This is a genomic window from Rhodonellum psychrophilum GCM71 = DSM 17998 (genome assembly GCF_000381545.1).
Classification (GTDB): Bacteria; Bacteroidota; Bacteroidia; order Cytophagales; family Cyclobacteriaceae; genus Rhodonellum; species Rhodonellum psychrophilum.
The window spans coordinates 1-23,117 of record NZ_KB906702.1 but is presented as its reverse complement, the minus strand read 5'-3'; the positions used below and the strand labels follow the sequence as shown (position 1 = coordinate 23,117).

Sequence of the window (23,117 nt, the reverse complement as noted above, 5' to 3'; positions counted from 1 at the left end):
TTGTTTTCTGCTACTTGAGAACGAATTTAAGAACAATAGAGGATGAAATGAAATCGCATTGGTCAAATTGAGAGAAGCCATCTTTAACAATCCATTCAGGATTTACATTTCCAGAAATTCTGGCTTTCTGTTTCAAACCCAATTTTTCTGCCCTCCAAGCCTTATTTCTAAACCCTTACCAATGCTTCCTTGTAGATTTCCATGAGTTTTGGGCTTTCCTTGACCACCTCACCGATGATGATGATGGCAGGCGCGCCAGGTGTCAAATCATGGGCTTTTTCCTCAATGTCGCCCATCATTCCCGCGACAATCTTCTCCTCCTTGGTGGTTCCGCTTTGGATGATCGCAATCGGAAGGTCTTCCCGCTTGGATTTTTTATAGCAGGCGACGATTTCCCCCAATTTCTTGGTCCCCATCAATACCACGACCGTGGCCTTGGATTGGACCGCCAAGTCAAAATCCCCGGACAATTCCCCCGAAGTGGTGGTGCCGGTGATCACCCAAAAGCTTTCGCTGACACCCCGCTTGGTGACCGGAATGCCGGCAGCGCCGGGAACGGAAATCGAGGAGGAAATCCCAGGAATCACTTCCGTGGCAATACCGAAGGCTTGGATATAATCCACTTCTTCGGCTCCTCTGCCAAACACAAATGGATCTCCACCCTTCAAGCGCACCACATGGCCGTGCTTCAAGGCATTCTCGACACAAAGTCGGTTGGTGTCGTCTTGCGGGGTCATGTGTCTCCCGCTTCTTTTGCCGACAAAGATTTTAATGGCTTTGTCAGGGGCATGCTTCAAGAGGCGCTTGTCTATCAAAGCGTCATACAAGACCACATCGGCCTTGTTCAGTGCCAATACTCCTTTTAGTGTGATGAGTTCCGGATCTCCAGGACCCGCACCCACCAAGGTGACTTTTGGATTTACGACTGTGTTCATAGGGCAACCTCTTTTTCTCTGAATTTTATCAGGTTTTCAAATACTTCCTGCGCTTGTGTGTAATAAGTATTGGCGAATTCTTCGGTGGGTTCATTCTCCTTGATCTGAAAAACAAGGGAAGAAAAGTCACTTCCAAGATCGATTTTCCCAGTCTGAACAAAGGATTCGTCAAACAGCGCCACGATATTGGCATAGGAGTTTGTACTGATACTTTCCCCCAAAAGGATGGCTTTGGCGCCATTGATCATTCCCGCATAGGTTTGATAAATGCTGTCGGCCCATTTCTTTTCATCCAGGTTTTCCTTTGCCAAATCCAGTTTTTCCCTGGCTTCCAGCAAGAGCGTGGCGACCAAGTCAATCACGACACCGGCACATTCGCCCACGCCCACGGCAATCTGATAGCTTTCTTCATGTCCCCAATCCACATAATCCGAATCGGTGAGGATCTCTGTGCTGGTCAGGACTTTCAGCATGTCGTAGAAATACATCTGCCCTTGACGGTCGTAGTAGCCGAGGAAATTCTCGTTTTCGCCCACGTTCAGGTTGAAATCATCCAGCAAGATGCGCAATGCCTCAGGTCCGCGTTTGCTTGGGATTTTGATCACCTTATCAGAAAATCTACCGTTTCCATTTCCCAGCGTTCCACCGCCCAATAGGACCTGCAAGGCTGGAATAACCGCTTTTCCGACTTTCATCGACATTCCCTGAAAACCGATATGGGCCATGTTGTGCTGTCCACAGGCATTCATACAGCCGGATATCTTGATGGTCAGGTCTGTATTCTTCAGGTATTGGGGATATTCATGGAGGATCACTTTTTCCAACTCCTTGGCGATTCCCGTGCTGCTGGCAATTCCCAGGTTACAGGTGTCTGTTCCGGGGCAAGCGGTAATGTCTCCCAAGGTATTGTAGCCATGATCCGCCAAACCGATTTTTTTCAGCTCTCCGTAGAAGAAAGGAACGAGTTCCTTTTTCACATCCCGGATCAATATGTTTTGTCTCAAGGTAAATCGAACTTCATCGTTGGCATATTGCTTCACCAAAGCCGATAATATTCTGGCCTGGTCGGTGTAAAAGTCGCCCAAGGAAACTTTCACGCCTATCGAAACATATCCTTCTTGTTTTTGGGGCAAGACATTCGTCACGAGCCATTGCGCATAGGCCAGGTCCAATGGCTCCGCCACGGCCAGGATTTCCGGGTTCGGAAGGGTTTTTGCGGCCTCAAAAGCTTGGGTATCGATTGGGTATTTTTTATAGGGCAAGGCTTTTTGTTCTTCCTGGACCAATTGAAGGAACGCTTCCGTCCCGATATCCTTGATCAGGAATTTCATCCTGGCTTTGAGTCTTTTGGCCCTTTCGCCGTGTCTGTCGAAAATCCGCAACACGGACTCAATAAACGGGATGAGCTCGTCAATGGCCAAAAATTCGGTGATCAGGTCCGCATGTCGCGGCTGGGAACCCAGTCCGCCGCCCAAGAGTACTTTGAAACCCCGGATTTCTTCACCGTTTTCGTTCTTGACTTGTGGGATAAATCCCAAATCATGCAGGTAGCTCAATGCGGTGTCTTCCTCAGATGCCGAAAAAGACATTTTGAATTTCCTGCCCATTTCTTGGCAAATCGGGTTTCTCAACAAATACCTGAACACCTCATCAGCGTAGGGCGTCACATCAAAGGGTTCCAATGGATCCACGCCGGCAGTCTCGGAAGCGGTGATGTTCCTGACCGTGTTTCCGCAAGCCTCTCTCAAGGTGACATCGTCTTTTTCCAGTTCTGCCCAAAGTTCGGGTGTCTGGTCCAAGCTCACGTAGTGGATTTGGATGTCTTGTCTGGTGGTGATGTGGAGTCTTCCCGTGGAGTATTTATCGGAAACATCCGCAATTCGCGTCAGTTGGTCCCCTGTGGCTTTTCCATAAGGCAATTTGATCCGGATCATTTGAACGCCCGGCTGGCGCTGTCCATAAATTCCCCTGGCAAGTCTGAGGCTCCGGAATTTTTCTTCATCAATATTACCATTCCTGAAAAGGGCGATTTTCTTTTCCAAGTCAAGAATGTCTCTTTCTACTATGGGGTTTTCTATTTCTGTTCTAAAGCTTTGCATCGTTATTTGCCCTCCAGGGCAGCATTTTGTTGTTTTGTAGCGCCAGTTTTCCGAAAAGGAATCTCCGGATTGGGTTTTCCTGCTTCTTCCGATTGGGCTATTTGGTTTTCGCTTTTTTGGACTACTCTATAAATCCCACACTCACGGTATCAAAGCTGCCTTCATCGATCAGGATAAAGCTGCCATTGGATTTGTTTTCGGAATAGGGATCATAATGAATCGCCTTGCTGAGCTTGAAATTCACCTTTCCGATATCATTCAACTTCAGTTGCTCGGTGGGCTCATCCCCGGAGAAGTCGGTGTGCACCAGGGATTCGATACTTTCGACCTTCGCCATCACCCGGTTGACACCGTGCTGCAAGGTGTATTTGTTGCCCACGCGAAGGGGCCTGTGGTTTACCTGACAGATGGTGGCCCGGATCTGTTTTGCAGACTGGGGGATTTGTTCCGAGCGTACCAGCATGTCTCCGCGGCTGACATTCACTTCGTCCGCCAGCGAAATCACGATGGAACTGTCCGGTGTGGCTTCTTCAATCTCCTGGTCAAAGAAGTGAATGGATTTGATGGTGGATTCGGTGAAAGAGGGAAGGATGGTCACTTTTTCCCCGACCTTCAGGTTTCCGCCATACAGTTTTCCGGAAAATCCCCTGAAATCATGAAAGGCTTCTGTTTTGGGACGAATGACAAATTGAACCGGAAAGCGTGCAATGGAACTCTCGAATAGATCGGTCGGCTCCAATACTTCCAAGTGGTCCAAAAGCGTGTTTCCCACATACCAAGGCATCAATTCCGATTTGGCGGCGATGTTTTCACCCTTGAGGGCGGAGATGGGGATGAACGTGATCTGCTCGGTTCTGAAATTGCTTTTCTCTACCAAAACCTCAAAATCTTCCTTGATTTGGAGGTAAGTGGCCTCATCATAGTCCACCAGATCCATCTTGTTGATCGCCACAACCACATGGCCAAGCCGCAGGAGGTTGCTGATGAAGAAATGTCTTTTGGTCTGCTCGATCACTCCTTTTCGGGCATCGATCAGGATGATGGCCACTTGGGAAGTGGAGGCGCCCGTCACCATGTTTCGGGTATATTCCACATGGCCGGGCGTGTCGGCGATGATGAAATTGGTCTTGTCGGTGGAAAAATAAATATGGGCGACATCGATGGTGATTCCCTGTTCCCTTTCGGCAACAAGGCCGTCGGTGGCCAAGGAAAAATCCAGGTAATCATAACCCTTTTGGCGGCTGTTGCGCTCGATGGCTTCCAGCTTGTCCGTGGTCAGGGAATGGGTGTCATAGAGCAATCTCCCGATCAAGGTGCTCTTGCCGTCATCCACTGAACCAGCGGTGGCTATTTTGATGAGTTTTCTATCTTTTGACATTTTTTGTTTTTCTAAAGGAGGAACAATAGGGAAGGGAAACTGCGGAAATCGAGGGGTGATTTGTGGATCACTGGATTCCATTTTCTAGAAATACCCGACTTTCTTGCGGTTTTCCATGGCGGCTTCCGATCTCTTGTCGTCTATTCTGGCGCCACGTTCGGAGAGGGTGGAGGTTCTGATTTCTTCCACCACAGCATCCAAAGTGTCTGCCTCTGACAAGACCGCTGCGGTACAGGTCATGTCACCGACGGTTCTGAAGCGGACCATTTTTTCCAATACCTCCTCATGGGATTCCCGGTACACATGCTCGTTTGCGGTCCAGATCATGCCGTCACGGAAGAAAATGGACCTTTTGTGGGCAAAGTAAATCGAGGGGATCTCAATATTTTCTGTTTTGATATACTCCCACACATCCAGTTCGGTCCAGTTGGAGATCGGGAAAACGCGGACGTTTTGTCCCTGGTGGATTTTTCCGTTGAGCATGTCGAAGAGCTCGGGTCTCTGGTTTTTTTCGTCCCATTGGCCGAAGTCATCCCGTACGGAGAATACCCTTTCCTTTGCCCTGGCTTTTTCTTCGTCCCTTCTTGCACCGCCAATACAGGCATCGAACTTGAATTCTTCGATGGCATCCAACAGGGTGGTGGTCTGAAGGGTGTTGCGGCTGGAATAGCGGCCCCTTTCTTCCGTCACCTTGCCCTGATTGATGGAATCCTGGACATTCCGAACGATCAGTTCAAGGCCCAATTCTTCCACCAATTGATCCCGGAAGGAGATCGTTTCCGGAAAATTGTGCCCGGTGTCGATGTGCAGCAGCGGAAATGGAATCCGAGCGGGATAGAAAGCCTTTTGGGCCAGTCGGACCAGTGTAATCGAATCTTTTCCTCCGGAAAACAACAACACAGGCTTTTCGAACTGTGCCGCCACCTCTCTGATGATCTGGATCGAGGCTGCTTCTTTTGGATTGGGAATAAAAATCTTGTTCATGTCAAATTATTTTGCGTGTAAGCCACATTCTTTTTTTGAATCCTCCCACCACCATCTGCCGGCCCTGGGATCTTCTCCCGGCTGGATCGCCCGGGTACAGGGCGCACAACCGATGCTGATAAATCCACGGTCGTGGAGGGGGTTGTAAGGGATGTTGTTTTCATGGATATAGGCCAGCATTTCGGCGTAGGTCCAATCCATGAGCGGATTGTATTTGATGATCTGCAATCCTTCATCCCATTCGATTTTCTGCATGGCGCCGCGATTTGCACTTTGCTCGGCCCTGAGGCCAGTGATCCAAATGCTCTTACCTGCCAAAGCTCTTTTCAGCGGCACCACCTTTCGCACAAAGCAGCAGGATTTCCTGTTTTCGACGGAGGTATAAAAGCCATTGATTCCCATCCGATTGACCAGTTCCTCTATGGATTGGGTGTCTGGATAGTACACTTTTGTTTTGATTTGGTACTTGCTATCCGTTCTTTCCAGTACATCCAAAGTCTCCGGAAAAAGTCTGCCCGTGTCCAGGGAAAACAGATCGATGGGCAGCTGATGCTTTCCGATGATCTGGCTGATCACTTGGTCTTCTTGACCCAGGGAGGTAGAAAAAGTGATTTTTCCGGGATACCGCTCCGCCAACAAGGCCAAGCCTTCCTCGGCGGTCAATCCACTGATGCTTTCACTGATTTCATTCAAAGCGATGTTTGTATCCATTTTGCGGGGTTTTCAAAGTGGAATCTATTGGGCCGTTCGGAAAGTCCGAATATCCTTTAGACGACAGGTTGAAATACAAAAGTATATAAACTCTATAAAAAATGTAGGGTAAATGGGGAAAAAAATTTATTCTTTATCCAAAATATCCGATAAGGACTTGTTTGTCAGCACGTTGAGCATTTCATCACGGACTTGGATAAGGACTTTGTTCAGGCCACATTTTGCTTCATCCTTGCATTCCACACAAGGTTCATAATAGTTGATGCTGACACAGGGGAGCAGGGCGATGGGGCCATCCAGGAGGCGGATCACTTTGGAAAGGGGAACATCGGCGGGATCTTTGATCAGGTAATAGCCGCCGCCTTTTCCTTTTTTGGAACCCAGGATGCCTGCTTTTTTGAGTTCGAGCAGGATATTCTCCAAAAACTTATGGGAGATCCCATATTCCTCGGCGATGTCCTGGATCAACACGGTTTTTTGATCCCGGTGCTTGCCGAGGTAAGTGAGGGCATGAAAAGCGTATTTGGTCTTTTTGGATAGCATGTTACAAAAATAAGCTTTTTAAGTTATCCTCAAAGAGATTTAGGCATTCCGGATGGGGAAGAGAGGGTTCGAGAAAAGAGACGGGTTTTTGGATAAAAATCGCTTCGTCCGAAACCGAAAACGCCAAATAGCATTTTCGCAATATTTTACATGAGCTTTTGGAGGTGAATATACCCTGTTATGGGTATGTTTTTAACGGGATTAAGTATGTAGGTTTGGGGAGAAGGAATTAGCTATTTTCTAAAGAAGAGAATTGGATTTTAATTTTAATATGAAAAGTGGTTTTGATTATTTAAATTTTTCGTTTCTAAACGCCGATAAATAGTTTCGCTTTTGAACAAAAAAAGAGGGGTTTAAGTGGTGGGTTACTTTAATTAAAAACTTAAATAATTTATGAAATATACATCACGAACAATTCCTAAAGTAATGCATGCAAATTGCGGTCATGGGAAACATCGAAGGCTTGAAGATTGTGCGAAGTTCAGCTTCATATCCGCGGGTCAGGGAGAGGAGCAAGGGAGAAATCCTGACTTTTTCGGGGGTCAAATTAGAAATTTAATTGTAGGAGATATAATTGCAGTATATAGAAAGACTGTTGGCTATGTTGGAATTGGTCAGGTTATCTCCGTTCCAATGGATATTGACAATGCTATTATCGGTGGGCTAAAAGTTACGGAACTAACTTTTAGCTCTGACTCTGATATGTTTAAGAATCATGATAATGATTATAAGGAATGGCTTGTAGAAATTAAGTGGTTATCCAATGTCTATTTAGGCCAACAAAGAGGAAGTGGTGCTTGCTTTGGGATTTTCGGCACACAAAATGTTACATGTTCTCTTGATAACCAAAAATTTTTAAAGCAAGAATTACAGGAATTTTTTAACCTTGATTTTGATAGTATACTTAAAAATGGTTTTGATATTGCAATACAGAGTGATGAAAATTCATTTCCAGAAGGAAAGGAAAGGTATCGTCTTCATAAATCAAAAGAAAGAAATAAAAGTCTCATAAAAGCCGCAAAGTATCATTATCTTAAAAATAACAGTAAACTTTGCTGCCAAGTTTGTGATTTTTCTTTTTTTGACTTTTATGGGGTTATTGGAGAAGGTTTTATTGAGGCTCATCATGTTTTTCCAATTTCCCAATTGACAGAACAAACTGAAACAAAAATTGAAGACCTTGCATTAGTTTGCTCCAACTGTCATCGCATGCTGCACAGGAAACGCCCATGGATAACATTGGATAATCTTAAAGCACTTTTACCAAATATGGATTAATAAACCAGGTAGAGGAATCAAAAGCCTGGTGGCCGTTTAAAGGTTAATTAGAATTTTAAAGAGTTAAAGACTCGAAGTGATTTTGGAAGTCGAATAATCTCCTCAAGGTAAATTTAATCGGAAAGTATAATTGTTATAGAAGTTAGGAAAAATATATTATATCTTAATAAAAATAAAAAAATGCAATTAAGAAAAGGAAAGACTAAAACACTTTTAGAAAGCTCAATTGATTGTGCGTTATTAGCAGTTGAAATTTATAATAAACCAAGGGCTCCGTTCAGAGTAGAAAGTTTTATTACGCATATGGTTATGTCTTGGACGAGACTTTTACAAGCCCATTTTAATTATAATATTGGAGAAACATTTTTTTATAAAGAAGATAATGGACGATATAAAATAATAGATGGTGAAAAAAAAGCTTGGGAATTAAAAACTTGTATTCAGAAATATGGGGGGTTGCCAGAAGCTGTGGGGTCTAATCTTGATTTTTTTATAAAGCTTCGTAATAAAATTGAACATAGAACTATATCAAAAGATGAAATTGGTTTAATGATATTTGGAGAATGCCAATCTTTACTTTACAATTATGAAAATGAATTAATTAAATTATTTGGGTCAGAATATGCTATTAATGAAAGCTTAGCCTACTCTCTTCAATTTTCAAGATTAAGAACAGCTAAACAAGTAGAAGCTAATAAAAAATTATTATCAACAGAGGTTAAAGAAATCAAAGATTTTATTGAAAAATATAGATTAAACATTAAAGAAAGTATATTTAATACTCAAGAATATAGCATAAAATTAATACAAGTCCCAAAAATCGCGAATACAAACAGGAGTGATTTGGCTATTGAGTTTGTTAATTGGAATTCCATATCAATAGAGGATAGAGAAAATTACCAAAAAGTCACAGCTCTTATAAAAGATAAAGTCCAAAAAACTGAAGTTATAAATCCGGCTAAATTGAAGCCAGGTGCAGTTGTTTCTGCTGTAAATCAAAGTTATCAAAATAATTTTAATCATTTTGATCATAAATGCTTGCTTTATATTTTCTCAATTAAACCGACAAAAGAAGATGGATTAAATCTTGACCCATTTGAAACAAATACTAGATATTGTCATTATGATGAAGCTCATAATGATTATTTATTTAAAGAGGAATGGACCAATTTTATAATAAGTAATATTACTAGCGGCGTATTAACAAGAGAAATTTGGAAATCTACCTTTGATAAAAAACAGAAATTAGAAATGGGGAAATACCAAATTGAATAAGAAGCTGCAATATAAAAGTAGCGTCATAATATAATTATTTCCGTATTTTGATTAGTATTTTTGCAGAATTGGGGCGTCGATTTTATAATTAAGTTCAGTGTCTTTTTGAACTTTGATCATGTACTCGATGTAAAAATAACAAGACTCAGGGCTACAATGTCAAAATTTTCCTTAACTCGCCTCATCTGGATTTGATCGACATAATAGTCAACCTCCAAAAATAAACCGTCCACTCCCACATCCCAATTCCATCATATCCTTATATTTTCCCACAATTTATACCCAATTTTATGAGATATTTTTACAAAATAAACTAACTTGTCGACCTTAAAACGGGCAACTTCAATGAATAGAATTAAGGAAGTGTTGGAACAGAAAGGGATTAAACAAACTTGGTTGGCTGAAAAACTTGGGAAAAGCTACAATATGGTAAATGCCTACGTCCAAAACCGACAACAACCCCGATTGGAAACCTTGCTGGAAATAGCAGTGATTTTGGATGTGGACGTAAAAGACCTGATCGTTAGCAACAAACATTCATAATCCATCCTTCATAAATCATAATTAAAAAAGATGCCAACACTCAATTGGATAGGAAAAGATAAAGTAATAAGCCACCATCAAGACGTGCCCTACAGGGTTTTGGATCACAAATATGGGTTTGATTCTGAATCAGGGTTGATGGATAAAGAATCAAAGTGTGGAAATAAAATCATTCACGGCGACAATTTGGAAGCGCTTAAAAGTCTGCTGCCGGAATATGAAGGGAAAGTAAAGTGTATCTATATTGATCCTCCTTACAATACTGGAAATGAAGGTTGGGTATATAACGACAATGTAAACCACCCAAAAATAAAAAAATGGCTGGGTGAAGTTGTAGGCAAAGATGGTGAAGATCTTTCCCGCCACGACAAATGGCTCTGCATGATGTATCCACGGCTTAAACTCTTGCACAAACTTTTGGCAAATGAAGGTGCAATTTTTATTTCAATTGATGATAATGAACAAGCTAATCTTAAATTGATTTGTGATGAGATTTTTGGGATAAGGAATTTTTTAGGCAATATTTTATGGAAAAAAAAGACCAATGGAAATAATATGGGTCATATACCTTCGGTTCATGATTTTTTTGTTTGCTATGCTAAAGATCAAGAAAAATTGGTTTTGCCTGGGGTCCCTTTGTCTGTTGAATATTTAGATAAAAACTTTTCAAATCCAGATAATGACCCGAGAGGTGCTTGGAAAACCGCAGACTTATCTGCAAATCACAAGGGTCCTTACTTTCCGATTACAAATCCGCATTCAGGGGCAGAGCATTATCCGCCTAATGGAAGATATTGGGTTTTTAATGAAATAGAAGTATTAAAAAGAATTACTGATGGTAGAATAATATTTGGAAAAACAGGGAACACGAAACCTGTTCAGAAGAAATTTCTAAATGAAAAAAGTGGAAGAAAGAAACCAGAGAGCTGGTGGGATAAGCACGGATATAATTCAGATGGAATGACAGAACTTTCAGGTTTGCTGGGAACCAAGAAATTTGATCACCCCAAGCCTTCAGTGACTATTAACCATATTATAAATATCTCAACTTTTCCAGATGATATAATTCTAGATTCTTTTGCAGGTTCAGGGACAACTGCTCATGCCGTTTTAAATCTCAATAAACAAGATGGTGGAAATCGTAAATTCATTTTGGTAGAAATGGAGGATTACGCCAATGATATTACTGCAGAAAGAGTGAAGCGTGTTGCTAAAGGTTACGGATCGGGTTCAAAAGCCGTGGCAGGCACCGGTGGAGCGTTTGATTTTTATGAATTGGGATTGCCACTTTTTGATGAAAACCAAAACCTGAATGAACAAGTCGAATTGGAGAAAATCAGGGAATACATTTGGTTTTCAGAAACGCGAACGGCATATATTAATGATGGATTAGGTAATCAGGAATCAACACTCAAAAATCATCCATCTGAAGGGAATCAAGAATCTGAAATTAAAAATGACACATATAAATTAGGTGTAAAAGAGGGTACGGTGTATTATTTTATTTACGAAAAAGAGCGTTTGACAACCTTGGATTTTGATGCTTTGGAACTTATCAAAACCAGTGGCGAGCAATACGTCATCTATGCCGACAATTGCCTGTTACCCAAGGAATTTATGGCCAAGAAAAACATCATTTTTAAAAAAATACCTAGAGACATCACCAGGTTTTAATGGTGAAGGGCAAAAGAATATCCATTATTCATCAATCATAAATCAAGAAAATGAGTGATCTACAGCCAAGGCAGAATGAATTTATTTTTTATACTACGCCAGAAGGTGAAGTGAAGCTGAATGTGTTGTTGGAAAACGAGACCATTTGGCTTACTCAAGAGCAAATGAGTCAACTTTTTGAGCGCGAAAGAAGTGTGATCACCAAGCATATAGGTAATGTTTTCGGAGAAGGTGAACTCGAAGAAAAAAGCAATGTGCAAAATTTGCACATTGGTGGTTCGGACAAACCTGTAAAGTTTTACAACCTTGATGTCATTATTTCGGTGGGCTACCGAGTGAAGTCGCAAAGGGGGACCCAATTTAGAATTTGGGCTACCAAAACCCTGAAAGAATACATCATCAAAGGATTTGTGTTGGACGACAACCGATTGAAACAAGGCGAAGCTGTTTTTGGTAAAGATTATTTCAAAGAGTTATTGGAGCGTGTTCGTTCCATTCGTGCCAGTGAACGCAGAATTTACCAGCAAATCACCGATATTTTTGCAGAATGCAGTATTGATTACGACCCAAAAGCTGAACTCACCCAAAATTTTTATTCAATGGTGCAAAACAAGTTTCATTTTGCCATAACAGGACAAACAGCTGCTGAAATTATTTATAAAAATGCCAATGCAAAAAAAGAAAATATGGGTTTGACCACTTGGAAAAACGCCCCAGAAGGCAGAATAGTAAAAACAGATACCACCATAGCAAAAAACTACTTGCAAGAAAAAGAGATAAAACAATTGGAACGCACAGTAACAGGCTATTTTGATTATATCGAAAACTTAATAGAGCGTGAAAATACTTTCACAATGGAAGGTTTAGCAAATAGTGTAGATAAGTTTTTGAACTTTAACGAATTCAAAATTTTGGATGGCAAAGGAACAAAGTCGCATAAACAGGCTATTTCAAAAGCAGGAAAAGAATACGACCAATTTAATACGACCCAAAAAATTATTTCTGACTTTGATAAGCAAATCAAGAAATTGAAAAAATAGGCTATGGAATTAAAAAGTTATCAGCGAAGAGTAATAGAGAATTTGGAGGAGTACCTGGGGTATGTGCAAGAGCATAAAAGCTTGGCTAAAGCATTCAACCAATATTGGGAGGACAAAATTGGACCGTATAATCCGTTGGACGGCACGGGAATGGAGACCTATAAAAACAACATTCCCAATGCAGCCCACGTTTGCGTAAAAGTGCCAACGGCGGGAGGAAAAACTTTTATTGCCGTAAATGCCTTGCATACCATTTTTTCGGCTTATGATTCGGCAAAACCCAAAGCGGTGATTTGGTTGGTGCCTTGGAGTAATTTATTACAACAAACCGTAAATACCCTTTCCAATCCAGAACATCCCTATCGCCAAAAACTCAACTCGCTTTTCAACAACCGGGTAGAAATTTATCAAAAAGCAGATTTATTGCAGGGCTCAAATTTTAACCCAACGGTGGTAAAAGACCAGTTGAGTATTTTTGTTATGAGTTTTGCCAGCCTAAGGGCAAACAACAAAGAGGACAGGAAAGTATTTCAGGAAAATGGACAATTGGAATCCTTTGTTTCCCAATACAAAAGTGACGAACATATATTAAGCGGCGTCGACGACACCGCATTAATCAATGTTTTACGCTATTTAAATCCCGTGTTGGTGGTGGACGAAAGCCATAATGCCGAGAGTGATTTGAGTGTAGATATGCTCAAAAACTTAAATCCGTCATTTATTTTAGATTTGACTGCCACACCAAAGGCCAATAGCAATATTGTAAGTCTTGTTCCAGCTATCGAGTTGAAAAAGGAGCATATGGTGAAACTTCCTGTAATCGTGTATAACAACCATGATAAAACCGAAGTCATTAACAACGCCTTGCACCTGCAGCGCAAATTGGAAATTCTCGCCATCAAACAAGAAGCGGAAGGTGGTAGGTACATCAGACCCATCGTCTTGTTTCAGGCACAACCCAAAACCAAAAACGACAATACCACATTTGAAAAACTGAAGGAGCAATTGTTGGGTTTAGGGATTCCCGAAAGCCATATCAAAATCAAAACGGCCAACATAGACGAATTGAAAGGCATTGATTTGATGAGCAAAAATTGTGAAGTCCGTTACATCATCACGATCAACGCATTAAAAGAAGGTTGGGATTGTCCTTTTGCCTATATCTTGGCTTCATTGGCTGATAAATCCAGTTCGGTAGATGTGGAACAAATTTTAGGTCGCGTATTGCGTCAGCCCTATGTGCAGCGGCACAAAGATTTCCAATTGAACCTATCCTATGTTTTGACTGCTTCCGCGAAGTTCAATGAAACCTTACAGAGCATTGTAAAGGGCTTGCAGGAGTCAGGATTTAGTGAGAAGGATTATCGGAAAGTCGATAAAATGACCGAGGAAGAGAAGAAAACTGTCGCGGTGAATCCAATAGAATCATTCTTATTCCCAGAGCAACAATCGGAACAAGAAGATATTATAGACAAGAATCGGGTTACGTTTGATCCCTCTCGATACCCATCAGGAGCAGATGAAACTTCTGATAACCAATGGAAGGAAACAACCTCGGTAATAGAAGAAATCGAAGCCATTGCGGAAGAACAAAACCGAAAATTAGAAGAGCAAATTAAAGAACAGGAGAAACAACCTGTTGACGAAAATATTTTTCAAGAAATGGGGGCAAAAGTAAAACGCTATAAAGTCAAAGAATCCAACAAGGATTATATTGCTAAAATCGAGTTTCCGCAATTTTTCATAAAGGTAACTGCAAGTGATATTTTTGGGACAGACGAAGAATTGCTCAATCGTGATTCATTGCTCAAAGATTTTAAACTTTCAGACGAAGACATCAAAATTGATTTTGACAAGATTTCATCCGACTTGTATAAAATCGACTTAGAAGAAGCTAAGAAGAACGAATACAGACCCTCTTTCACCAAGATTGAAGATAATTTGGTAAAAGACCCCATCGCCGAATACATTTTAGCCAAGCCAAAAGAAAACCAAATCACAGACATCACGCATCAAATGATGCAGATCATCGGGAACATGTATCCTATTCCAGACCAAGAAATCAAGGTTTACATAGGTCGAATTTTGAAAAGTATGAATACCGAACAACTTCGGGATATTTTGGTCAGAAAGTGGAGCTATACCGATAAGATAAAGGCAAAGATTCGCCAATTGACAGATTCCTATGCGGAAGGTCGATTTAATGACTTGCTCAAATCCAAAAAAATAAAAACCAAAGTAAATTGGAAGCTAGGAAACGAAATTGTGCCAGGCAACATAGGTTCATCCATAGGAAATTCACTCTACGAAAGAGAAGGTTCCATGAACGGTTTTGAAGAACGGGTAGCAATGGAAATCGGAACCGCCTCTAATGTTGCGTTTTGGCATAGAAACTTAGAACGTGGAAAAGGATTTTACATCAATGGATTTAAAGCCAACCATTACCCCGATTTTATTTTACAAACCAAGTCCCACAAAACCATTCTGATAGAGACCAAAGGTGACCATTTAGACGGCTCAGACAGTGAGGCAAAATGCCGACTTGGAAACGAATGGGAAAGACAAGCGGGACAGGACTTTTCTTATTTTATGGTATTTGACAAGAAAGAAATAAAAGGAGCCTACACATTAGACAAAGCAAAAGAATTGATTAGTCAGATGTAATTCTTTAAAACCTACCCATCTGGAATAGTGACAGACTTTATGGACCAATGAATATAACATCGACAATAGAAAAATATTTGAATACCATTATTAAAGACGAATTTCACAGGTATAAATCATGGGACAATTGCCATCAAGCATTTAACGTAGATGGACAAACTCAAATTCATACTTTAGAATTGGCTTTTTATTTGGCAAGTTGGGGAATGTATAGAGGATCAAGTGGTTTACTTCAAAAAAATCATTTAATCCATAAAGGGGCAGTTGGCATTTTGTTTTCTAAGGAAGCGCGAGAGCTGAAATGCGACCAAAATAATGATGTCAATAGAAATGACATAAAAGAGATAATGTTGTTGAAAGATAAATTGGCTGACCATTACCGCAAAATATATTTTACAAAAGGTGCTGCTAAGCCAAAGGCAATATCACCAACAGACACATTGTTGAGTAAAATTTTACTAGGGAGCTTGGGCTGTATTCCCGCTTACGACAGGTATTTCATTGATGGTTTAAAAGAATTGAAAATGAAGCATACTGTTTTCAATATCAATTCTTTAAGTGAATTATTTGACTTTCTTGACAATAACAAAACTGAGATTGAAACCGCTCAAAAACTTGTGTCCACTAAGACAAATAAACATTATCCAATAATGAAGATACTGGATATGTATTTTTGGCAAATCGGTTATGACAAAGAGGTCAAAGAGAAACAGCAAAAAATAAAACAGTTCATCAAAAATGACTCGGAAGCTCAGTAACAATGCGGGTTTCGTTCCTCTCAGATGATTTTTTGGTAACCAAAAATTTAGTGTTTTCGATGAACATTTGCCCTAAAAAGTCCGGCCTTCGAAAAGAGCAAAACCCTCCCCAACACCCACCCCATGAAAATAGAATCTCTTCACCATATCGCCATCATCTGTTCGGACTACGAGAAATCGAAATATTTTTATACCGAAATTCTGGGATTGAAAATTGAGAAGGAAATCTTCAGAGAGGAGAGACAGTCCTATAAACTTGATCTTTCCCTGAATGGGACCTATCTGATTGAACTGTTTTCATTTCCAGAGCCCCCCAGCAGACCGTCGCGTCCTGAAGCAAGGGGTTTGAGGCACATCGCTTTTGGGGTGAACAATCTGGAAGAGAATATTGATTTCCTGAATTCCAAAAACATCGAGACAGAAGCGGTAAGAATTGACCCTTTCACCCATAAAAAATTCACTTTCTTTGCCGATCCGGACGAGCTGCCCATTGAGATTTATGAAGTATGAGGGGTGTAGTTTTTTTTGAATTGGCAATGCGCAACAGCGGTTGATCAAGGCGGAGTGTTGAAAGGCATACAATTGTTTTAGAAAATTGTTTTGTAGGTGCAAGCACATCACCTCCATTGTTTTACCCCCAAAAAAACAACTCTCCGAAAGAATCGGATGCATGTTTTTTGGCTCAGGAAAATGATATATTTGAACCAGAAATATGCATTGGGTTTTTTAACCCTAAAAATGCAATAGGTTTCGAAATGGAATTGAAACTGAAAGAAAATCAGACTATTGGGAGAATAATTCCTGACTCCAATAGGGTGAAGTCAAAAACAGTCAACAAAGACTGAGGATGAAGTGACCATTGGATGGAATGGATTTGGTCATGCATCAAACGGGTTGAAGTGCTTTGCTTCCAGTGAAGTAGACTTTTGAAAATCCCGGCCTGCATGCACATCCAATACGGGGCATTCAAGTGCAGCATACGATCTAGAACCAAGGGGAATATGGAAAAAATGAACGCGATTGTCTATACCGAATACGGCCCGCCGGATGTTGCCCATTTGATGGAAGTGCCCAAACCCATTCCCAATGACAACGAAATTTTGGTCAGGGTCCATTCGGCGACGGTGAACCGGACGGATTGCGGTTTTCGCAGTGCGGAATATTTCATCTCCAGGTTTTGGACCGGGATTTTGCGGCCAAAACAGCCCATATTGGGTTGTGAGTTTGCGGGAGTAATTGAAGAAATCGGCAAGGACGTGACCACCTTCCGGATTGGGGACAAGGTTTTTGGTTTCAATGACAAAACCTTTGGTGGACATGGGGAGTATTTGACCATTGCCGAAAAAGATGCCGTGACCACCATGCCAAACAACTTAAGCTTTGATGAGGCCGCGGCGCTGACTGAAGGTGGCCACTACGCTTTGTGTGACATCAAGGCGGCCAAAGTTGAAAGGGGTCAAAATGTGCTGGTCAATGGAGCCACCGGCGCCATAGGTTCCGCTGCGGTCCAATTGTTAAGGCATTTTGGGGCAAAAATCACCGCCGTGTGCAACACCAAAAACACGGCGTTGGTAAAATCACTGGGTGCAGATGTTGTGATTGACTATGAGAGACAGGACTTCACCAAGACAAATGCTAAGTTTGACTTTATTTTTGACGCAGTGGGCAAGAGTTCATTTGGGAAATGCAAACCCTTGCTGACGGAAAAAGGGATTTACATCTCCACAGAATTTGGCCAAAATGCAGAGAACATCTTCTTTGCCCTGACCACGCCGCTTCTGGGAGGCAAAAAACTATTGTTTCCCTTGCCCACGATCCACAAGGAAGACGTGATTTTTTTGAAAGGGCTTGTGGAAAAGGGCGAATTCAAACCTTTGATTGATAGAAAATATCCTTTGGACCAAATCGTACAGGCTTACCAATACGTAGAGACGGGGCAAAAAACAGGGAATGTGGTGATCAAGGTGGTGGAAGAAGATTAGCCAAAAACGGGAGAGATTTTTCCGGCTGAATGGTAAGCGGTGTTGTGCATTTTCAAGTCCACTACCGTCTGGTATTTTTTGACCCGAAATATGCATTCCGTTTCCAAATGAGATCGAAAATGCAAGAAAATCAGACTATTGGGAGACTCATTCCTGATACCATTTGGGTGAAGTCAAAAACAATCAACAACCAATTGAACATCAGTTAAATATACTATTCAATTGAGTTTGCAATGCATAAAACGGGTTCAACCCTGTGCCTATTTGGAGAATCATGCATTTTTCCGATTGGGTGAAGTCGGAATTTGTAAACAAAGACGGATGATCAAGCCATTTCAGGCTGGAATTGGCCAGCGCCCTATGGTGTATATACCAAATTCTGAAACGGCTGCCAGGCGGCATAATCAGACGGGGGCAAATTGAGTACATGCTTCCTGTAATAATAATGCTCAATGATCGATGCCTGCTGTTCCCGGTTAAAAAGTGCGAAGACTTCCGCTGTGGTCAACCCAGGATTATTGGCAATTGCATTCTGGAGCGATACGTCTCCCCCATTTCCGTTCACGCCATTCGTATATCCATAATTGTATCCGGCGCCCAGCGTTTGGGCATGGATCGCCTCGATCAGATAGATCGGTCCTACTGTCTGGTATTGCCATACATGGCAAAGCTCATGAACCATCGTCGGATCAGACAAGGGGCCGTCGGCAAGGTCGTGATTGACCAGTTTGAAGGTGACGAAAGCTCTGGAGTTGGGGTTGTTGTTAAAATAATCCTGCACACCGAAAATGACGGTATTTGCCACGCCCGCATCCGAAAAGTAAATGGTATCATAATCAAAAGTCTTTCCATAGATCAATTTGGCCGTGGTTATCTCCGGCTGGGTCATCTTCCGGCCCACCGTTTCGTAGAGGGTTTGGCACACTTCATCCAGCGCTGCCTGTTGGACGGCATCGACAGCCGCGAGTAATTCCCCAACAGGTCTCTGCAAGTCCACCCAAGACAGGACGAACGCACGCAACTGTTGGCGGCCGTGATCGATGAGCATCGACCTTAATACATCCTCCAAGGACTTGCCTGAGGGGAGGAGGGCATCGATAAAGTCACCGAGCAGACCCTGACGCAATGCATTCTCGAGCATTTCAAAGAGAATTTTGCTCTCTTCGGTCGGATCTCCGGCAATCTTGATGGTTTCAAGCAGTTTTTTAAGAAGATCCACCAAGGCTTCAAAGGGGTTCATGACAACCATAACAATCCATTATTCAGGTAAATAAGAATACTTGTAAATCAATACCCTATCGGCATCGGACAGGTACATGGTATCGCCTTCATTGTTCCAGACGGCTTTCTTCCTCCCCATAAAAAGGAGCTTGTTTTTTCTCGATTTGTTGACCTTGTTCTGGCCCTGGCTGCCTCCTGTAAAGATCTTCAAATGATCACCGGGCCGCAAAGTGAACATCGGCAAATGGTATTTATGACCGGCCTTGTCCTGCATCAGCCAACCTTTGACCTCCATTTCCTTACTGCCTTTGTAGATGATTTCCACATGTTCCGCATCCACATCCGGTCCAGGAGGGTCACTGTCGATATAAACAGAAAAATTGGCCCGCTTATAATCTGCTTCCGCATTCACGATAAATGGGATTTTGTGGCGGATCACTTGCTGGTTGGAGACCCCTTTGATCCAACTCACTTCGATGATATTCAAACCGTCATCGGTATTGTCTATGGTTTTATTCAGCACCATATCGTTGCCCGACTGAGACCAGTCACCGACGTTCAATTGAACAGGGACGGAGTTAATCGTTACCTGAATCCGTTTGGAAGAAGGATCAGAAATCATATCGTGATTTCCATTCACCAATCGCATCTGCAAGATCACTTCCTTCGGATAAATAAATGGAAATCCCTCTACGGGGTCCAGTATTTCAAGCCCGACCAGCGGATTAAAATTATTGCGGTCGTATCGCCCCTGTGTTTTGTTCTTTTCCGCTTCCAGGAAAGCCAATTCCTGTTCTTGATCCAACTGCTCTCTTTCCAGCTCCTTTTGGCCTGCACGTGCTTCCAGGTATTCTTTGATGGTGTTCATAAGACTGTCCGGCAACAAGGCATTGACCAATCGGGAGGCGGTGGCATGAATCGGGGTCAAAACAAATCCGACAAGGCCAGTGGTGATGGCGTCTTCTACGGTCTGCTTTATGAGTAGGATCTCTGCGGCAATGTCGGTGCTGGTATCGATGGTCAAAACCACCCCATCGATGGCCGTTTTCAGCGCTGTCGTTCCCGCGGAAATGGCGACATCCAGGATTGCGGCTTCAACAGGCCAGGTAACATTTTCAAAGGTCAGGATGGCCAAATCCCTCGGAGCCCCTGCCGGAACAGTCGCGCTTATAGAAGCCAAGTGTGTATAATGTATATTGGCTTTTGCGGAATCTCCCCAGGTGTCGAGGTGCGCTTTTAGTGTAGTGCCAAAATTGGTGACGACCAGGTCGATCGCATCCAGAATGGCAAGAATGTTCTCGTCGATATAATCGCTGAGATTGTTGTAATGATTCAAGGCCGTAAGCGCAGCATTGTACAGGCTATCAATGAATGCAATAAGGTTCGCCCTCATTTGGGTCAATGTGTGCAGGCTGATGGCCAGATAAAAATCTCCCAAGGCGGGAATGATTTTTTGAATAAATATCCCAAAGGACTCCACACTGATCTTCAGCAACTCATTTCCAAGTGCTTTTACCAGTTCTTGATTGGGAATGAATCCACAATCCAGTAACCGCGCGACAAAAGCATCCGGAGTTTCCGAGTAATCGATTTTCCCCGCCATGGACAGTAGGATGTCCCGCTTCAGTACCCTCAGGTTGTTTCTTCTGTCGGCTGTGAATACGGTAGGTCCCGAGATTTCTTTGAATGCATAAGTAAGATCCAGCAACAGCTGCCGCACTGCCTCGATATGCTGGTCAATGTTGGAAATATGAGAAAAGGACTGAGACAGCAAGCCCTTGCAACTCACAAAAAACGGATCCTGGGGGTTGTTGAGCCTGGCCCCCATCGAGTCGAAGCCGGCAAAAGTATTGTCTAAAACAAAGTCATTGATGATCTGGTCGAAGAAGGCAATATTTCTGGCGAGCACGTTGTAAACGACCACGCCGCAGCCGGAAGAAATCCCGTTCACAAATTGCGGCAGATTATTGATGCCGCTCAAGTCCTGAATCAGAAAATTGTCCAGCTTCTTAAAAATAAAATCAGAAGAGAGATAAAGGGAAGGACGGATGACCTCCTGGGAGTACTGGTAGAGATGCACATTGTCGATGTCGCTGGTGATTTGCGGAAGGAGTTCTCCCATGATCAGATTTTCGATGAGCTCGGTCTTCACAATGTCTTTGATGGCCTGGTAGGAATGATAAGTTGCCAATGTGCCCTGGCCTTGGAGTCCTCTCAGCGAATCTTCGAATATTTTCCCGAAAGTCAGGTTGAACCTACTTTCAAAATAATCCTTAAAAGCTCCTATTTCCGGGAAAACATATTGCGAAGCGTAAGGAATACCGATTTCTGACAGGTAATCCACTGCTATCCTCACATCTACAAGGAGAACTGACTCTCCCAGCACCCCCTCGATTTCCGCTTTGACAAAAGCCGGTGCCTCAGGAAGTCTGGAATGTTGAATGGAGGTCGCTGCCTCTCCAGTCACGGTTGATCCAACCCCAAGATTGGCAGAATACACGCTCAACAATTGTTTCAGCTCGAATCCGACCACACTGCTCACCCAGAACAAGGTGAGCGGTCTTTTGAAATCATCCAGAGCACCCTGATCCAGGAGGTCAATGATGTTGATGGTCTCGGTGATGAATCCTTCGAGGTCGGGTAAGCGCAGGTCTCCTTTTTGAAGTAGATCGATCAGCTTGTTGACCGATACTTCCAATTCCGCTTTTTCTGCATTGTCCAGCTGGATGCCAAAGATCTTGTAATAGATCTTGGAAAATTCATCGCTGAGTTTGCGGACTGCGGCTTCGATGATTTTTTCAACCGCAAATCGCTGAAGGCTGGCGATGAAGTTCTTGAACAAAACATCTGCGACCTCTTCCTTGCTCAGAAATTCGCCCCTTTCGGCGCTCTTGTTCCCAAGGTCATAAGCGGTCAAAACAATAAACGGAAAGCTGAAATCGAAGCATTCCGCCAGAAGTTGTTTATTGGCCAGATCGGATTTGAGCAGGTGTTTTTTTACCTCGGCGCTGATGCGAATCGTGGATCGGTTCACGGCCCTTCTGAGGTTCTTGAATCCAACATTGCAATAAAAATCATAGCCGGAGCCTGCTTTCAGGCCGAATTTATACCCTCCAGAAATCTCAAATCCCGAATTTAGTTTTTTAATGTCGCAAACGACATTCACGTTGACTTCCGCCATGGCCGAAAAGGCAACCCTTCCCCAGACGCCCACTTCAGCCTTTACTTCTTCGAGGAAGATCAAAAAGATATCTGCCGGAAAATCGTCCAGGTGATCCTGGATTTGCTGGGCAAAAAACGACGGTGTCAGGTAAACCGCCAAACTCCCGGATGCCATGGCTCGGGCATAGGCGCCGACGTAGATGGAGAGGCCCATTTTTTCCAACAGATTGGGCTCGAGGCGGATCAGCGCGCGCGCACCGGCCGCTGCCTGAAGCTCTCCTTTGGCTTGTGCGCCGATAAATAGGACATCGAGATTCCCCAGGACCTGGCCTGTTATGGCGCCATCCAAACCGATGTTGATCCCATGACAGAGATCGGCGCTAATGGTAATGCCTGCGATGACCGAGCCTTCGACATTGCCATTGACAATGCCTTCATTTAATCCGGCATTGGCATTCAGATTGATGATCTCGATGGGTATTTCCGCCATGATTGAACAAATATTAAGATGTTACAACTTGTAATACTTTTAACCCGAATTCTAAGACATTGGAAAAGTAACGTTAATGCGCTAACTTTTGGTTGCAGCATGAAAGCCTATGCATCGAATGGTGATTTTATCCCTTCCCGAATTCTGGTAGAAATGTTCAACCCCAATCTTTAAGGTCAGGGTTTTTGAAACGTTAATTGGTGACCATGTTTTGTTATGGATCCCGTATGGAATAATCAAATCAAATATACATTTCTCTTGCTGCTTTTAATCAAAACCAAAAATAAGATGAAGCAGAAAAAGTTTGAAAGTATGGCTGTTGTCAATCCTTTTGCCGCTGGAATTGATGTAGGCTCTAAAAGCCATTTTGTTGCGGTGGG

17 protein-coding genes are annotated in these 23,117 nt (G+C 42.6%); 9 read left to right on the top strand and 8 right to left on the bottom strand.

All coding sequences use genetic code 11. The features are described 5' to 3' along the window. Positions 1 to 167: 167 nt before the first annotated feature. From cobA to F824_RS0124350, 6 genes are all read right to left on the bottom strand, one after another. A complete protein-coding gene (gene cobA, locus F824_RS0124375) occupies positions 168 to 935 on the bottom strand; it encodes a uroporphyrinogen-III C-methyltransferase (RefSeq protein ID WP_019600564.1) in 768 nt (255 codons plus the stop codon). Beyond that, positions 932 to 3,034 carry a HEPN domain-containing protein gene (locus F824_RS0124370; RefSeq protein ID WP_026333909.1) on the bottom strand — a complete coding sequence of 701 codons (2,103 nt, stop codon included), beginning with the start codon at positions 3,032 to 3,034 and terminating at the stop codon, positions 932 to 934. Before F824_RS0124370 ends, cobA begins: the two co-directional genes overlap by 4 nt. Before the next feature lie 121 nt (positions 3,035 to 3,155). Next, on the bottom strand, positions 3,156 to 4,412 hold the full coding sequence (locus F824_RS0124365; protein ID WP_026333908.1) for a sulfate adenylyltransferase subunit 1: 1,257 nt from the start codon (positions 4,410 to 4,412) through the stop codon (positions 3,156 to 3,158). Between the two features lie 84 nt (positions 4,413 to 4,496). Further along, positions 4,497 to 5,396: a sulfate adenylyltransferase subunit CysD gene (cysD, locus tag F824_RS0124360; RefSeq protein WP_019600560.1), complete on the bottom strand. Its 900-nt coding sequence runs from the start codon at positions 5,394 to 5,396 to the stop codon at positions 4,497 to 4,499. Positions 5,397 to 5,402: 6 nt separating this feature from the next. Next, complete coding sequence (locus F824_RS0124355) at positions 5,403 to 6,107, bottom strand: phosphoadenylyl-sulfate reductase (protein ID WP_019600559.1); 705 nt, start codon at positions 6,105 to 6,107, stop codon at positions 5,403 to 5,405. Between the two features lie 126 nt (positions 6,108 to 6,233). After that, on the bottom strand, positions 6,234 to 6,650 hold the full coding sequence (locus tag F824_RS0124350) for an RrF2 family transcriptional regulator (RefSeq protein WP_019600558.1): 417 nt from the start codon (positions 6,648 to 6,650) through the stop codon (positions 6,234 to 6,236). A 393-nt stretch (positions 6,651 to 7,043) separates the two neighbouring features. Here F824_RS0124350 and F824_RS27060 point away from each other — a divergent pair, with 393 nt between their 5' ends. The 9 genes from F824_RS27060 (at position 7,044) to F824_RS0124300 (ending at position 17,864) form a co-directional block, all read left to right on the top strand. After that, positions 7,044 to 7,928, top strand: a complete 885-nt coding sequence (locus F824_RS27060; protein ID WP_022582343.1) for an HNH endonuclease — start codon at positions 7,044 to 7,046, stop codon at positions 7,926 to 7,928. A 180-nt stretch (positions 7,929 to 8,108) separates the two neighbouring features. Beyond that, positions 8,109 to 9,203, top strand: coding sequence for a DUF3644 domain-containing protein (locus F824_RS0124340; protein WP_019600556.1), 1,095 nt, complete (start codon positions 8,109 to 8,111; stop codon positions 9,201 to 9,203). Between the two features lie 345 nt (positions 9,204 to 9,548). Continuing rightward, entirely contained in the window at positions 9,549 to 9,746 is a 198-nt protein-coding gene (locus tag F824_RS0124335; protein ID WP_019600555.1) for a helix-turn-helix transcriptional regulator, read from the top strand. A gap of 30 nt (positions 9,747 to 9,776) precedes the next feature. Next, entirely contained in the window at positions 9,777 to 11,420 is a 1,644-nt protein-coding gene (locus F824_RS0124330) for a site-specific DNA-methyltransferase (RefSeq protein ID WP_019600554.1), read from the top strand. A 50-nt stretch (positions 11,421 to 11,470) separates the two neighbouring features. Then, the gene (rhuM, locus tag F824_RS0124325) at positions 11,471 to 12,460 is read left to right on the top strand and encodes a virulence RhuM family protein (RefSeq protein ID WP_019600553.1); all 990 of its coding nucleotides are present in this window, start codon (positions 11,471 to 11,473) and stop codon (positions 12,458 to 12,460) included. 3 nt (positions 12,461 to 12,463) lie between these two features. Next, entirely contained in the window at positions 12,464 to 15,124 is a 2,661-nt protein-coding gene (locus tag F824_RS0124320) for a DEAD/DEAH box helicase (protein ID WP_019600552.1), read from the top strand. Positions 15,125 to 15,171: 47 nt separating this feature from the next. Further along, a complete protein-coding gene (locus F824_RS0124315; protein WP_019600551.1) occupies positions 15,172 to 15,882 on the top strand; it encodes a hypothetical protein in 711 nt (236 codons plus the stop codon). 123 nt (positions 15,883 to 16,005) lie between these two features. Then, positions 16,006 to 16,392, top strand: coding sequence for an SMU1112c/YaeR family gloxylase I-like metalloprotein (gloA2, locus tag F824_RS0124310; RefSeq protein ID WP_019600550.1), 387 nt, complete (start codon positions 16,006 to 16,008; stop codon positions 16,390 to 16,392). A gap of 491 nt (positions 16,393 to 16,883) precedes the next feature. Then, on the top strand, positions 16,884 to 17,864 hold the full coding sequence (locus F824_RS0124300; protein WP_019600548.1) for an NAD(P)-dependent alcohol dehydrogenase: 981 nt from the start codon (positions 16,884 to 16,886) through the stop codon (positions 17,862 to 17,864). A gap of 358 nt (positions 17,865 to 18,222) precedes the next feature. Here F824_RS0124300 and F824_RS0124290 read toward each other — a convergent pair whose 3' ends face one another. Continuing rightward, positions 18,223 to 18,885, bottom strand: coding sequence for a hypothetical protein (locus F824_RS0124290; protein WP_139189928.1), 663 nt, complete (start codon positions 18,883 to 18,885; stop codon positions 18,223 to 18,225). A gap of 237 nt (positions 18,886 to 19,122) precedes the next feature. Continuing rightward, positions 19,123 to 22,737 (bottom strand): lamin tail domain-containing protein, encoded by a 3,615-nt coding sequence (locus F824_RS0124285; protein ID WP_019600544.1) that lies wholly within the window; start codon positions 22,735 to 22,737, stop codon positions 19,123 to 19,125. Between the last annotated feature and the right edge of the window lie 380 nt (positions 22,738 to 23,117).

Coding starts and splice junctions, on each gene's coding strand:
- F824_RS0124320 (WP_019600552.1), top strand. CDS start 12,464: ATGGAATTAAAAAGTTATCAGCGAAGAGTAATAGAGAATTTGGAGGAG.
- gloA2 (WP_019600550.1), top strand. CDS start 16,006: ATGAAAATAGAATCTCTTCACCATATCGCCATCATCTGTTCGGACTAC.
- F824_RS0124350 (WP_019600558.1), bottom strand. CDS start 6,650: ATGCTATCCAAAAAGACCAAATACGCTTTTCATGCCCTCACTTACCTC.
- F824_RS0124365 (WP_026333908.1), bottom strand. CDS start 4,412: ATGTCAAAAGATAGAAAACTCATCAAAATAGCCACCGCTGGTTCAGTG.
- F824_RS0124300 (WP_019600548.1), top strand. CDS start 16,884: ATGGAAAAAATGAACGCGATTGTCTATACCGAATACGGCCCGCCGGAT.
- F824_RS0124335 (WP_019600555.1), top strand. CDS start 9,549: ATGAATAGAATTAAGGAAGTGTTGGAACAGAAAGGGATTAAACAAACT.
- F824_RS0124370 (WP_026333909.1), bottom strand. CDS start 3,034: ATGCAAAGCTTTAGAACAGAAATAGAAAACCCCATAGTAGAAAGAGAC.
- rhuM (WP_019600553.1), top strand. CDS start 11,471: ATGAGTGATCTACAGCCAAGGCAGAATGAATTTATTTTTTATACTACG.
- F824_RS0124285 (WP_019600544.1), bottom strand. CDS start 22,737: ATGGCGGAAATACCCATCGAGATCATCAATCTGAATGCCAATGCCGGA.
- cysD (WP_019600560.1), bottom strand. CDS start 5,396: ATGAACAAGATTTTTATTCCCAATCCAAAAGAAGCAGCCTCGATCCAG.
- F824_RS0124315 (WP_019600551.1), top strand. CDS start 15,172: ATGAATATAACATCGACAATAGAAAAATATTTGAATACCATTATTAAA.
- F824_RS0124355 (WP_019600559.1), bottom strand. CDS start 6,107: ATGGATACAAACATCGCTTTGAATGAAATCAGTGAAAGCATCAGTGGA.
- F824_RS0124330 (WP_019600554.1), top strand. CDS start 9,777: ATGCCAACACTCAATTGGATAGGAAAAGATAAAGTAATAAGCCACCAT.
- cobA (WP_019600564.1), bottom strand. CDS start 935: ATGAACACAGTCGTAAATCCAAAAGTCACCTTGGTGGGTGCGGGTCCT.
- F824_RS27060 (WP_022582343.1), top strand. CDS start 7,044: ATGAAATATACATCACGAACAATTCCTAAAGTAATGCATGCAAATTGC.
- F824_RS0124340 (WP_019600556.1), top strand. CDS start 8,109: ATGCAATTAAGAAAAGGAAAGACTAAAACACTTTTAGAAAGCTCAATT.